This is a genomic window from Streptomyces changanensis (assembly GCF_024600715.1).
Classification (GTDB): Bacteria; Actinomycetota; Actinomycetes; order Streptomycetales; family Streptomycetaceae; genus Streptomyces; species Streptomyces changanensis.
In genome coordinates, this window is the sequence record NZ_CP102332.1 from 2,911,418 (window position 1) to 2,924,153 (window position 12,736).

Below are 12,736 nucleotides of genomic sequence, written 5' to 3' on the forward strand. Positions count from 1 at the left end.
TATGCGGGAACCGTAGGTGCGTCCGTTTTGCCCCTTTCAAAAATTTCCCGTGCCGGTTTTTCCAGACCTCCGGGACCGGGGACCGCGGCGCAGCACCGGTCGTCCGGTCCCGCGCGCCACCGCCGTCACGCGGGGCGGGTCAGGTCCGAGGGGTCGGTGTTCGCGCCACACAGGACGACCGCCGTCCGCTCGCCCTCCGCCGGCCCGTAGGCGCGCAGTCCCGCCAGGGCGGTCGCGGCGGCGTGCTCGACCGCGACACGGTGCTCCTCCCACAGGTCCCGGCGGGCGCGCACGATCTCGGTGTCCGGGACGAGCACCGAGCAGACGTCGTACCGCTGTGCCGCGTGCAGGGCCAGCGGGGTGACGCGGCGGGCGCCGAGGGCGTCGGCGGCGACGGACTCGACGGGCACGTCGACGACCTCGCCCGCCGCGAGGGCGGCGTTCAGGGCCCGGCAGCGCTCCGGCTCGACGGCGACCACGCGCACCCCGTACCGCTGCGCCGAGGTGGCCACGCCGGCGAAGAGGCCGCCGCCGCCGACGGAGACCACCACCGTGTCCAGGTCGGGCAGCCGCCCGTGCAGCTCCTCCATGAGCGTGCCGGCGCCCGCGGCGATGAGCGGGTGGTCGTACGCGTGCGAGGCGAGCGCCCCGCTGCCGGCGGCGTGCTCCCGGCACGCCTCCAGCGCCTCCGCGTACTCGCGGCCGACGAGCCGCACGTCCGCGTCGTACGCGCGCAGCCGGGCCACCTTCACGGCGGGGGCCCCGGCGGGCAGGAAGACCGTGGCCCGCACGCCCTGCCGCCGGGCGGCCCAGGCGCAGGCCAGCCCGGCGTTGCCGCCCGAGGCGATGGTGACGCCCGCCTCGGGCAGGGTGCCGGCCTCCTGGTGGGCGCGGATGAAGTTGACGGCGCCGCGCGCCTTGAACGTCCCGGTGTGCTGGAGGAACTCCAGCGCGTACCAGTTCCGGTCGTCCGCGCCGGGGGCGACCGCCAGCGGACGGACCCGTCCCGCGACGCGCTCGGCCGCCGCGGTCACGTCGGCGTGGCTGAGGAGCTCCATGTCAGGACCATACGACGAGGTGGCCGCTGGTGGTCAGGCCCAGGAAGAAGGCGAAGGCGACGCGCCGCCCGGGCCCGCGGTTGGGCGCCACGGCGTGGAAGTGGCCGGGGTGGAACAGCAGTCCGTCACCCACGTGCGGCGGCAGTTCCACGCGCTGGCGGCCCTCGACGGCGCCCGGGCCGTAGCCGTACGCGTCACGGTGGCGTTCGTCGTCCGGGTCCCAGCGGTGCCGCCACACGGTGGTGGCCCCGCCGTCGGCGACACTCACGTACAGGTTGAACGCGAGCTGCGCGACGACGTGCTGGTCGAAGAGCCCGCCGGGGAACTCGCGGTTGATGTCGTCGTAGTGCGTCAGCAGTCCGGCGTTGATCTCCCGCAGGGTCCCGCCGAAGGTCGCCCGGCCGCCGACGGTCGCGGGCACCACGGCGGCGCCCCAGGCGGCGCCGAGGCGGGCGAGGGAGATCGCCACGGGGTCCGGGCGGATCCCGGCCCGGTGCCACTCGGCGCGCGCCGCGTCGGCCTCCGCCCAGTAGCGGTCGGCGTCGAGCGTGCCGCCGGGCAGGCGGTGGTCGTTGAGCGCGGGTCCGAAGCGCAGCACCGGCGTCGGTACGCGGCCCGGGTCGTAGGGCGTGGTGTGCAGCCGGTCCAGGGCCGCGGTCACGGACCGGCAGGTGGCGGGGTCGAGGAACCCCGGGACCCGTACGGCGGCGAGGGTCCCCGCCGCGAGACGGGCCAGGTGTCCGCCGGTGAACGCGGGGGCCTCCGCGACGGTGAACAGCGGGTCGGGCGGGGCGGGCGCCTCGGTGGGCGCCGTCGGTGCGGTGACCATCTCGCCTCCTCGGCCGGAGGGGGTACGACTCGGGGCACGCGGCTTGCGGCACGCGGCTTGCGGCACGCGGCTCGGGGCATGCGGCTCGGGCATGCGCTTGAGGGCATGCGGCACCCTCCGACCGTACGACGCACCGTCGCGACCTGCATGTCGGGGCGTCGCGGCGGGTGACGGCCCGTAGCCGAAATCACCCGTACGGGCTGAAGCCGCCCCCTACATTCGGTCCTCCGGAGCACACCGACAGGACGCCGCCGGAACGTCGGCGGGGGCACGGGAGGACAGCATGGGCGTGTTGGAGGGCAGGACCGCCGTCGTCACCGGAGGTTCGCGGGGGATCGGCCGGGGCGTGGTGGAGCGGCTCGCCCGCGACGGCGCGGAGGTGGTCTTCAACTACGCGCGGGACACGCGGGCCGCCGAGGACGTGGTGCGGACCGTGCGGGCGGCGGGCGGCAGCGCCCGGGCGGTGCGGCTGGACCTGGCGGAGGCGGGCGCGGCCGAGGAGTTGATGCGGACGGCGTCAAAGGAGTCGGCGGCCGGCCCGGTGCGGATCCTCGTGAACAACGCGGCGGTGAACTTCACGCCGACCCCGCTGGACGAGACCGGCGACGAGCTGTTCGACCGGGTGCTGGCGGTGAACGCCCGCGCGGCGTTCCTGACGGTCCGGTACGCGGCGCGGTACATGCCGGAGGGCGGGCGGATCGTCAACGTCTCCACCCTCAACACCAGCCGCCCGGGACGGGGCATCGCCCCGTACATGATGAGCAAGGGCGCGCTGGAGCAGCTCACGGCGGCGGCCGCCCAGGAGCTGGGCCCACGCGGGATCACCGTCAACACCGTGTCGCCGGGCGCCACGGACACCGACCTCCTGCGCGGCACGAACCCGCCGGAGGCGCTGGACATGGCCGTCGGCCTGACCCCGCTGGGCCGCCTGGGCGAACCGGCCGACATCGCGGCGGTGGTCGCCTTCCTCGCGGGCCCGGACGGGGGGTGGGTCACGGGGCAGAACATCCGGGCCACGGGCGGCCTGGGCTGACCCCACGGGCCCGCCACCCCGCGGGGCCCGGACCGACGCCACGGGTGCCGGGCGCCGGCACGCGGGCGCGACACGCGGGGCACGGGCCACGACACGCGGGGCACGGACACGTGGCCCGGCCCCCGACCCGCCCTCGGCCGCCGACCCCCGGCCCCCGGCCCCCGGCTCACCCCACCCGGAAGCCGAGCGCCATGGCGAGCACCGCGGCCTGCTCCAGGTCGACGCGGGCACCCGCGGCCCGCGCCGTCCTGGGGTCGAGCGACGACAGGTCACTGCCGCGCAGGTCGGCCCGGTCGAGGCGGACGTCGCGCCAGCGGGCGCCGGACAGGTCGCAGCGGGTGACCACGGCCTCCTCCAGGCGGACGTCCGTGAGGTCGGCCTCGCGCAGGCGCACGCCGTCCAGTTCGGCCTTGCGCAGGTCGGCACCGGCCAGCTCCGCGAACGACCAGTCGCCGCCGTCGACGGTGAGGAGGGCGAACGTCGACCCGGGGAACCGGCTGCCCACCAGCTTGCACCGCTCGAAGCGCGTGTCGAGGAACACGCACCGGCGGAAGGCGCAGTTGGTGAACGCCGACCCGGAGTGGCGGGAGGCGTTGAACCGCACCCCGGCGAAGACGCACCCGTCGAAGGAGGCCCCCTCGCTCGCCCCTTCCGTCCCGTCGACGTCGAGGAAGGTGCACCCTTCGAACGCGTCGCCCGTGTCCAGTTCCCGCCCGTACCAGTCCTCGCCCCGCACGACGAGGTCACGTGTGATCGCCATGGCCCGATCCAACCCCGTCCCGCCGCCACCCCCGCCACCCGGCACGCCCCCGCACGGCGACACACCCCCGGTAGGGCACCACTTCCCGCCACTTGCAACGGATCTGACGTGGCGTCACTTGTGTGCGCCCCGTCGGGTCGTGTCACGACCTTGTGCGCAGCGTCACCCGATGCTGACGCATCCGCCATGAACAAGGCAGACTGTCAGCGGCGATACCAGCGGTACGGGCAGGGGGAGCTATGGACCGTGACTACGGGCCGCGAGTGCCGGAGCAGCGTGTTCCACGGCAGGCGCAGGTACCGGGCGGTCGGGCACCGGTCGGCGACCGACCCCCCGGCGGCCACGGAACGGTCCCGGGAGGCGGGCCGGCGGGTCGCGCCGCCCTGCGCTTCGGGGTGCTCGGACCGGTGCGCGCCTGGCGCGAAGGCGAGCCGCTGCCGTCCGGTTCGCCGCAGCAGCGCGCCCTGCTCGCGGCCCTGCTGCTGCGCGACGGGCGGACGGCGACCGCCGCCGAGCTGATCGACGCGATCTGGGGCGACGAACCGCCCTCACAGGCGCTCGCCGCCGTCCGCACCTACGCCTCCCGGCTGCGCAAGGTCCTCCCCCCGGACGTCCTCGTCAGCGAGTCCGGCGGGTACGCGATCCGCGGCGCGGGCGACGCGCTCGACCTGAACGTGGCCCAGGAGCTGGCCGCGGAGGCGGAGAAGGCCCGTGTCGCCGGCGACCGCGCCCAGGCCGTCGCGCTGATCGACAAGGCGCTCGGGCTGTGGGACGGCGAACCCCTGGCGTCCGTGCCCGGCCCGTACGCGGAGACGCAGCGCGCCCGGCTGGAGGAGTGGCGGCTCCAGCTCGTGGAGACCCGCCTCGACCTGGACCTGGAGTGCGGCCACCACGCCGAGGCCGTCTCCGAGCTGACCGCGCTGACGGCCGCGCACCCGCTGCGCGAGCGGCTGCGGGAGCTGCTCATGCTGGCCCTGTACCGCAGCGGCCGGCAGGCCGAGGCGCTCGCCGTGTACGCGGACACCCGCCGTCTCCTCGCCGACGAGCTCGGCGTCGACCCCCGCCCGGAGCTGTCCCGTCTCCAGCAGCGGATCCTCCAGGCCGACAGCGAGCTGGACCGGCCGGTCGAGGAGGCCGCGCCGGGCACGGCGGCCGTGGCCCGTCCCGCGCAGCTCCCGGCGACGGTCCCCGACTTCACCGGCCGGGTCCCCTTCGTACGGGAACTGGGCGACCTGCTGGTCACCTCCGAGGGCTCGGTGATGGCCGTGTCGGCGCTCGCCGGGATCGGCGGCGTCGGCAAGACGACCCTCGCCGTCCACGTGGCGCACCAGGCGCGGCCGCACTTCCCGGACGGGCAGCTGTACGTCGACCTGATGGGCGCCGGGTCCCGCGCGGCGGAGCCGGAGACGGTGCTCGGCTCGTTCCTGCGCGCGCTCGGCACCCCGGACGCGCAGGTCCCCGAGACGCTTCAGGAGCGGGCGGCGCTCTACCGGTCGACGCTGGCGGGCCGGCGCGTCCTGGTCCTGCTCGACAACGCCCGTGACGCCGCCCAGGTGCGGCCGCTGCTGCCCGGCAGCGAGGGGTGCGCGGCGCTGGTGACCAGCCGGATCCGGATGGTCGACCTGGCGGGGGCGCACCTGGTCGACCTGGACGTGATGTCGCCGGACGAGGCGCTGCAGCTGTTCACCCGGATCGTGGGCGCCGAGCGGGTGCGGGCGGAGCGGGAGGCCGCCCTGGACGTGGTCGCGGCGTGCGGCTTCCTGCCGCTGGCCATCCGCATCGCGGCGTCCCGGCTGGCCGCCCGCCGCACGTGGACGGTCTCGGTGCTGGCGGCGAAGCTCGCCGACGAGCGGCGCCGGCTGGACGAGCTCCAGGCGGGCGACCTGGCCGTGAAGGCCACCTTCGAACTGGGCTACACGCACCTGGAGCCCGCGCAGGCCCGCGCCTTCCGGCTGCTCGGCCTCGCCGACGGGCCGGACATCTCGCTCGCCGCGGCCGCCGCCGCCCTCGACCTGCCGCTGCAGGAGACCGAGGACCTCATCGAGACGCTCGTGGACACCTCGCTCGTCGAGTCGGCGGCCCCGGGCCGCTACCGGTACCACGACCTCGTCCGCCTCTACGCCCGCGCCTGCGCCGAGCGCGACGAGCAGCCCCCGGCGGAGCGCGAGGCGGCCATGTCGCGGCTGCTCGACTTCTACCTGGCGACCGCCGCCCGCGTGTACGCCATCGAACGGCCCGGCGACCGGCTCGTCGACCACCTCGAACCCACCACGTACGAGGGCCTGTCCTTCACCGACCGGCACACCGCGCAGGACTGGCTGTACCGCGAGGCGAACTGCGTCCTCGCCTGCGTCCGCCAGGCGACCGCGGGCGGGGCGCCGGCCAGCCGCCTGCGGCGCGCGGTGGACCTGCTGTGGGCGGCGAAGGACCTCACCGAGTCCGGGGCGAACTCCAAGCAGTACGAGTCGGCGGCGCTCGCCGCGCGGGAGGCCGCGCACGCCGCCGGCGACGCCCGCACGGAGGCGCGGGCGCGGACGACGCTGAGCAACGTCCACCTGGTGGCGGGCCGGTACGACCAGGCGGACCGGGAGGCACGCGCCGCCCGCGAGCTCGCGGTGGCCGCGGGCGACGCCGCGCCGGTCTACTGGGCGGACAACGACCGCGGGATCATCGCCATCGTCCAGGGGCGCCACCAGGACGCCGAGGAGCACCTGGTCCGGGCGACGGAGGGGTCGCGGGAGGTCGGCAACCTCTCCAGCGTCGCCACCGCCCTGTGCAACCTCTCCCGGGTGCACCTCCTCACCGGCCGCCCCACCAGCGCCATCGACCTGGCGCGGCAGGGCATCGAGCTCTACGACCGGCTGGGCCTGACGCTGCGCCTGGCCAACGGCCGGTACGCGCTCGGCGTCGCCCTCACCCACGCGGACCGGCACGCGGAGGCGCTGGAGGAGTTCGCCGAGGCGCTGCGGATCTTCGCGAAGAACCGGCAGCGGCTGTGGGAGGGCGCCACCCACTTCCGCATCGCCGAGGCGCAGTTGCGGTCGCGGCGGCCCGCGCACGCCGCGCAGCACGCCGAACAGGCCCTGGCGCTCGGCTGCATCGGCGGCGACCAGATGCGCGGCCACACCCTGACCCTGCTCGGCAAGGCCCTGCGGGCGCTGGGGCAGAGCGACCGTTCCCGCGCCTGCCTGGTGGAGGCGCTCTCCCTGTACGAGGAGCTGGGGGCGCAGGAGGCGGCCGGCGTCCGGGCCCTGCTGACCCCCTCGGCGGCCTGACGGACCGGGCGGTCCCACGAGCGGGCGGAGGCCCCGGACCGGGGCGTTCAGCATTCGTTTATGCGGAACCGGCACTCTACTGGTGAACGGTCCGTCGCGTCGGGGGGCAGGCGGGCCGATCGGCGCTCACCGTCTAGGGTGAGCGGTCCTGAGCGCCCGTTCGGCGGCCATCGGGGGAGTCGCCGAACGGGTGTGGCCGATCACACCGCACCACCAAGGGGGAAACGATGAGCGAGAAGAACGAAGAGATCATCGCGGCGATGGACAACCACGTCCCCGCCCCGCCCCGCGAGGGCCTGGTCACGATGGACAACCACGTGCCCGCCCCGCCGCGGGACGGCGTGGCCGTCGAGGAGATCCTGACCACGATGGACAACCACGTCCCCGCCCCGCCGCGGGACACCTTCGTGACCATGGACAACCACGTGCCGGCGCCGCCGGTCAAGTAAGCCCACACACACGGGGGTGCGGCCGCGGCGGCGCGGAGGGGGAGCCGTCGCGGCCGCTGCGCGTCCCCGGGCCCGGTCGGATGCCGACCGGACCCGGGGACGTCGCCGTTCCCGGGCCGGGGCGGGTCAGCCGACGGTGCGGGAGGCGCTCGTCACGACGCACTGGGTGTACTCGGACCCGGTGCCGCCGCCCGTGTAGGCCGTGGTGGCCTCGGTGGTCCGGGATCCGTTCGCCGGGACCGCGACATCGTCGACCCGCGCGGCGGCGTAGGGGGCGGCCTTCCCGGCGCCGCCCTTGAACCGGACGGTCGCGTCGTAGGTGTGGCCGACCGTGCCGTCGTTGGTGATCGTCAGCCGGGCGACGAGGTTCTTGCCGGACGCGTCGAGCTTGCACTCGTCGATCCGGATGTCCCGCATGGCCTGGTCGCCGGAGGAGCCGCCGCCGGAGACCGAGCCGCCCGAGGTGCCGTTGCCGTTGTCGTTGTCGTGGCTGCCGCCACTGCTCGACCCGCCGCTGGAGCTGCTGGAGCCGGAGCCGGAACCGTCGCAGCTGCCGCCGCCGGAGCCGCGGGCACCGGTCAGGGCGACCAGGACGACACCGCAGACCGCGACCGCCCGAACGTGACGCATCTTCATGTTTCAACCCCCGTCGAAAGTGGAATACTGCGGCCCTCATATTGACGAGCGCACGTCACCCTAGCAGCGGGGTGGAGGACGCCATGCCGCCGTCGCGGGGTTCCCCGCGCGGCTGTCGGGTACTCGGCCGCCGACCGGACTCCGTCCGGCAACACGAGCCGAAGGAGGCCGACGATGATCCGTAACGTGATCGGCGCCGTACTCGCCGTCGTGGGCGCGGCCGCCGCCGTGTGGAGCCCGTTCCGGATCTGGTACGACGGGCGCCTGGGCCGGCACTACCGGATCGACGACGTCGTCGGCGGCATCACACCCGAGACCGCGGGGCTGTGGACGTCGCTGTGGATCGCCATGGCGTTCGCGGCGCTGGTGGCCCTGGCGGGTGTCGTGCTGCGCTCCCGGCTCGCCGTGGCGCTGGCCGGGGTGATCGTGCTGGGGTTCTCCGTGCTGTGGATGGTCCGCCAGGGCCAGGCCGCCGGCAGCCTCACCGCGTCCGGTGACGAGACGCGGGGCCTCGGCTCGGGTCTCGGGCTGGCACTGGCCGGCGGGGTGTTGCTGCTGCTGGCCGCCGCGCTGATGGCGGGCCGGCGGAAGCGGCACGCGGCGCCCGCGGGCCGGCGCTCCGACGCGTCGTACCCGACGCTGGACGACCCGCACCACCGTCACGACCACCACGGCCACGATGACCGGCACCACGACGACCAGCGCGGCTACGGGGACCAGCACTACGACGACCAGCGCGGCTACGGGGAGCAGCACTACGACGACCAGCGCGGCTACGGCGACCCCGACCACCGCGACCAGGGGGGCTACCGCAACCCCCAGGAAACCCGCGATTACCCCCACCCGGACGACCGCCGCTGACCACCCCACCGACCACCCGCCGCGGGCACCGCCGCCCCCGGCCGTGAGGCTCATGCCGGCGGTCGACCCCGCGGATGCGGGTGGCCGCCCCCCCCGGAAGCAGGGCACGGCACCGCCAAGGGGCGGACCACCGGCGTACCGGCCTACCGGGCCGCGGCCCGCCCCGTGGCGGTCCCCTTCACCGCGTCCAGCGCGTAGACGCACCGGTCCTTGCTGCACGCGTACACGACCCCGGCCCGCGCCACGGGCGACCCGGTGATCTCGCCGCCGGTGGTGAGCTTCCAGCGGAGCTGCCCGCCCGCGGCGTCCAGGGTGTACAGGACGTGGTCGGCGGAGCCGAAGTGCAGGCGCCCGTCCGCCACGACGGGCGCGCCGACGATCTCGCCGCCGGCCGCGAACCGCCACTTCGGGGTGCCGGTGACCGCGTCGAGCGTGTACAGGGCGCTGCCGCTGCCGACGTGGACGTTGCCGTCGGCGACGAGCACCGGCTCGATCGACTGGCGCGTCTCCGTCGCGATGCGCCACCGGTCCTTGCCGGTCGCGGCGTCGAGGGCGTACACGGTGCCGAGGTGGTCGGCGAGGTACACGCCGCCGCCGGTCACCGCGGGCCCGGGGGCGAAGGCGGGCGCGGAGAGGAACACCGCGGGCGCCTCGAAGTGCCAGCGGACGCGGCCGGACATGACGTCGACGGACAGGACGCGCGTGCCGGCGGCGACGTACACGTAGCCGTCCTCCGCCGGGGTGACGCGGACGGGCACGCCGCCGCACGAGGCGGCGTCGCCGATGGGGTACGACCAGCGCTCGGTGCCCGTGCGGGCGTCGAGGGCGCGCAGCCGGGCGTCGTGCCAGACGTACACGGTGTCGCCGTGCACGGCGGGCCCGGCCTCCGGCGTCTCGAAGTCGGTCTGGGCGCCGGAGAGCTCCCACAGCCGGGCACCGTTGGACGCCTCCCAGCCCTGGACGCCGCCGCCGCGCGTGCCGGTGACGACCGTGCCGCGGTCGACCTTGAGCGAGTACACCCACGCGTCGGTCTGGAGCCGCCACAGCTCGCCCGCGTCGTGGGCGCCGAGCGCGTAGAGGGTGGGGCCGTCCGAGGCGTGGATGCGGCCGGCGGCGACCGCCATGGACCAGGCGACGTCGCGGGTCTTGAACTGGCGGCGGCCGGTGGCCACGTCGAGGGCGTGGACCTCGAAGGACGTCACGTACAGGAGGTCGCCGTCGACGACGGGCGTGCCCCACACGTCGTTCGACATGCGGAACCGCCAGGGCCGCCAGTGGCCGGGCGTGGCGACGGCCGGTCCGCCGTCGGTGGCGCCGCCCTGGCCGGGCACCGCGCCGCCGGGGCCCGGCAGGGGGCGGCCGGTGGGCGGCGGCGGGGCGCCGTCGCCGGTGAGCCCGGCGGGCGGGCGGATCCAGCCGGTCGCGGGGCCGGCGGGGTCGTGGGCGGCGCGGGCGTCGGCGCGGCGGGGGCCGGGTCCGATGGGCACGCCGGAGCCGGGCAGCCGGACCGGCGCGGCGCCGGAGGGGGCCACCGCGTGGCCGGTGCGCGGGTCGGTGCCGCCGCGCCGGGCGGCGTCCCACTCCTGCCCGGGCGGGGGCGCGCCGGGTGCCCGGCCACCGGCGGGTCCCTGCGGCGGGGGGCCCTGGGGCCCCCGGCCCGCGGCCCCGTGGCCGGGGGGCGGGCCGGGCGGGACCGGCGGCGTGGGCGGGGGCGGCGGGGTGGGACGGCCGCCGCGCCGCTGCTCGATCATGGCGGTGGCGAGGGCGGGCAGCCACGCGGAGGCCGTGCCGCTGTCGTCGCCGCCGGCGAAGAGGTGCGGGGCCAGCTGTGCCTGGAGGTCGGCCGGGGTGGGTCGCAGCGCGGCGTCCATCTGCATGCACGACTCGATGAGGGGGCGCAGCTCGTCGGGGAGCCCCTCGAGGTCGGGGCCCTCGCGCAACAGCATGAAGACCGTCTCGACGGGGTTCGCGCCGTGGAAGGGGGCGTGCCCGGTCGCGGCGAAGACGAGCGTGGAGCCGAGCGAGAAGACGTCGCTGGCGCCGGTGACGCTGCGCGAGTCGCGGGCCTGCTCGGGGGACATGTACGCGGGCGTCCCGACGGCGACGTTGGTCATCGTCAGCCGGGTGTTGGAGACGCCGGAGGCGATGCCGAAGTCGATGACGCGCGGTCCGTCCTCGACGACGAGGACGTTCGACGGCTTGAGGTCGCGGTGGACGAGGCCCGCGCCGTGGATGGACTGGAGCGCCTCGGCGATCCCGGCGGCCAGCCAGCGCACGGCGGGCGCGGGCATCGGCCCGCACTCGTTGACGATCTCCTCCAGGGAGGGAGCGGGCACGTAGGCGGTCGCCAGCCACGGCACGGCGGCGCGCGGATCGGCGTCCACGACGGCCGCGGTGTAGAAACCGGACACCGCCCGCGCGGCCTCGACCTCGCGGGTGAAGCGGACGCGGAACAGCTGGTCCTCGGCGAGTTCGGTCCGTACGGTCTTGATCGCCACGCGGCGGCCCGACGCCGACCGCGCCAGATAGACCAGGCCCATCCCGCCGGCGCCGAGCCGGCCCAGCACCTCGAACGGGCCGATCCGTCTCGGGTCGTGCTGCGTCAGCTGCTCCACTTGCGTGCCACCTCCCCGTCAGGGCCATGAGGGTACGACCCTGTGGACCCTGATTCTTCCTGTCCGGGGCGGCCGTGGCGAACCCGGGGGCGGATCGGGGTGTCTCACCCGGATCCGGACACGCCGGTGAGGCCGACGGGGTGGGGGCGCCGACGGTGGCACCCCGCGATCCGGCCACGCGTCCGGTCCGGCGGCGGCGGGCCCGGGGGGTCAGGCGGCCTTGGGTTCCGCGAGGACGGCGAAGACCGCGCCCTGGTCGTCGGCGAGGACGGCGATCCGGCCGTACGGCGTGTCGAAGGGGGGTTCGGTCACGCGGCCGCCCAGGCGGACGGCGGTGGTGGCGGTGGTGTCGCAGTCCTCGACGGCGAAGTAGACGAGGAAGTGGGCCGGCATCTCGGCCGGGAAGGCGTCGCCGATGACGCTGCGCCCGCCGATGGCGGTGTCGTCGGTGGGTTCGCCGGGGCCGGGCGGGGACCAGACGCGGAAGTCGGCGGCGGGGTCGTCCAGGTCACGGGTGCGGTAGCCGAAGACGGTGGAGTAGAAGGCGTCGACGGCGTCCTTGTCGGCGGCCCGGGTGTAGACCTCGGTCCAGCAGTACGAGCCGGGGACCCCCTGGCGGCCGAAGCCGGGGCGCTCCTCACCCTGCCAGAGGCCGAAGACGGCGCCTCCCGGGTCGACGGCGAGGGCGGTGACGCCGGCGGTGCCGACGCGTACGGGGGCGGTGATGATCTGGCCGCCGGCGTGCCGGATGCGCGCGGCGAGGGCGGCGGCGTCGGGGGTGGACAGGTACACGCCCCAGGTGGTGGGCATCCTGCCGTCCCCCTTGGGGGCGAGTCCGGCGACGGGTGCTCCGCCGCCGAGGGCGACGGCGTACGGCCGGCCGGGCTCGCCGCCGTCGGTGAACGTCCAGCCGAACAGCTCGCCGTAGAAGCGCTTGCCGGCCTCCAGGTCCGGGAGCAACGCGTCCGCCCAGCAGGGCGTGCCCTCCGGCGTCTGCTGCGCGGTCCCGTCCGTGGTCGCGGCCATGGGCGTGGCTCCTTCCCTGTGCACGGGTGCGCACGGAGCGTGTGCGCCCGTGGGCGTCACGCTAGTGCGGGCGCGGGCGGGACGCAGGGGGAGCGGGGCCGCTCGGGCGCTTGTCCACCAAAGTTGTCCACAGGCTGTTGATAATCCTACGGACCTGGGGACAGCGGCGGACGCACGTGGACGGGTGGGCGACG

At 75.9% G+C, this 12,736-nt stretch carries 10 protein-coding genes; 4 read left to right on the top strand and 6 right to left on the bottom strand.

Annotated features, from left to right (window positions below):
• Positions 1–125 precede the first annotated feature (125 nt).
• On the bottom strand, positions 126–1,058 hold the full coding sequence (locus tag NRO40_RS12860) for a serine/threonine dehydratase (protein WP_058943358.1): 933 nt from the start codon (positions 1,056–1,058) through the stop codon (positions 126–128).
• Between the two features lies 1 nt (position 1,059).
• On the bottom strand, positions 1,060–1,887 hold the full coding sequence (locus NRO40_RS12865) for a phytanoyl-CoA dioxygenase family protein (protein ID WP_232791147.1): 828 nt from the start codon (positions 1,885–1,887) through the stop codon (positions 1,060–1,062).
• A gap of 283 nt (positions 1,888–2,170) precedes the next feature.
• Here NRO40_RS12865 and NRO40_RS12870 point away from each other — a divergent pair, with 283 nt between their 5' ends.
• Positions 2,171–2,920, top strand: coding sequence for an SDR family NAD(P)-dependent oxidoreductase (locus NRO40_RS12870; protein ID WP_058943359.1), 750 nt, complete (start codon positions 2,171–2,173; stop codon positions 2,918–2,920).
• Between the two features lie 166 nt (positions 2,921–3,086).
• Here NRO40_RS12870 and NRO40_RS12875 read toward each other — a convergent pair whose 3' ends face one another.
• The gene (locus NRO40_RS12875; protein ID WP_058943360.1) at positions 3,087–3,680 is read right to left on the bottom strand and encodes a pentapeptide repeat-containing protein; all 594 of its coding nucleotides are present in this window, start codon (positions 3,678–3,680) and stop codon (positions 3,087–3,089) included.
• A 239-nt stretch (positions 3,681–3,919) separates the two neighbouring features.
• On the opposite strand from NRO40_RS12875, the gene NRO40_RS12880 reads away from it, so the two are divergent.
• Both NRO40_RS12880 and NRO40_RS12885 read left to right on the top strand, forming a co-directional pair.
• Positions 3,920–6,955 carry an AfsR/SARP family transcriptional regulator gene (locus NRO40_RS12880; protein WP_058943361.1) on the top strand — a complete coding sequence of 1,012 codons (3,036 nt, stop codon included), beginning with the start codon at positions 3,920–3,922 and terminating at the stop codon, positions 6,953–6,955.
• Positions 6,956–7,182: 227 nt separating this feature from the next.
• Positions 7,183–7,404, top strand: a complete 222-nt coding sequence (locus NRO40_RS12885) for a hypothetical protein (RefSeq protein ID WP_232791148.1) — start codon at positions 7,183–7,185, stop codon at positions 7,402–7,404.
• A gap of 126 nt (positions 7,405–7,530) precedes the next feature.
• Here the strand turns inward: NRO40_RS12885 and NRO40_RS12890 are convergent, their stop codons facing one another.
• Positions 7,531–8,040: a hypothetical protein gene (locus tag NRO40_RS12890; RefSeq protein WP_058943362.1), complete on the bottom strand. Its 510-nt coding sequence runs from the start codon at positions 8,038–8,040 to the stop codon at positions 7,531–7,533.
• 174 nt (positions 8,041–8,214) lie between these two features.
• On the opposite strand from NRO40_RS12890, the gene NRO40_RS12895 reads away from it, so the two are divergent.
• Positions 8,215–8,901, top strand: coding sequence for a hypothetical protein (locus tag NRO40_RS12895; protein WP_079047244.1), 687 nt, complete (start codon positions 8,215–8,217; stop codon positions 8,899–8,901).
• Positions 8,902–9,044: 143 nt separating this feature from the next.
• On the opposite strand, the gene NRO40_RS12900 is transcribed toward NRO40_RS12895, so the two are convergent.
• Positions 9,045–11,516 (bottom strand): outer membrane protein assembly factor BamB family protein, encoded by a 2,472-nt coding sequence (locus NRO40_RS12900; protein ID WP_257375412.1) that lies wholly within the window; start codon positions 11,514–11,516, stop codon positions 9,045–9,047.
• A 210-nt stretch (positions 11,517–11,726) separates the two neighbouring features.
• Positions 11,727–12,542, bottom strand: coding sequence for a VOC family protein (locus NRO40_RS12905; protein WP_058943671.1), 816 nt, complete (start codon positions 12,540–12,542; stop codon positions 11,727–11,729).
• Positions 12,543–12,736: the final 194 nt, after the last annotated feature.

Bases quoted from the DNA above. Each gene is read 5' to 3' on its own strand.
- NRO40_RS12860 (WP_058943358.1), bottom strand. From the start codon at position 1,058: ATGGAGCTCCTCAGCCACGCCGACGTGACCGCGGCGGCCGAGCGCGTC.
- NRO40_RS12865 (WP_232791147.1), bottom strand. From the start codon at position 1,887: ATGGTCACCGCACCGACGGCGCCCACCGAGGCGCCCGCCCCGCCCGAC.
- NRO40_RS12870 (WP_058943359.1), top strand. From the start codon at position 2,171: ATGGGCGTGTTGGAGGGCAGGACCGCCGTCGTCACCGGAGGTTCGCGG.
- NRO40_RS12875 (WP_058943360.1), bottom strand. From the start codon at position 3,680: ATGGCGATCACACGTGACCTCGTCGTGCGGGGCGAGGACTGGTACGGG.
- NRO40_RS12880 (WP_058943361.1), top strand. From the start codon at position 3,920: ATGGACCGTGACTACGGGCCGCGAGTGCCGGAGCAGCGTGTTCCACGG.
- NRO40_RS12885 (WP_232791148.1), top strand. From the start codon at position 7,183: ATGAGCGAGAAGAACGAAGAGATCATCGCGGCGATGGACAACCACGTC.
- NRO40_RS12890 (WP_058943362.1), bottom strand. From the start codon at position 8,040: ATGAAGATGCGTCACGTTCGGGCGGTCGCGGTCTGCGGTGTCGTCCTG.
- NRO40_RS12895 (WP_079047244.1), top strand. From the start codon at position 8,215: ATGATCCGTAACGTGATCGGCGCCGTACTCGCCGTCGTGGGCGCGGCC.
- NRO40_RS12905 (WP_058943671.1), bottom strand. From the start codon at position 12,542: ATGGCCGCGACCACGGACGGGACCGCGCAGCAGACGCCGGAGGGCACG.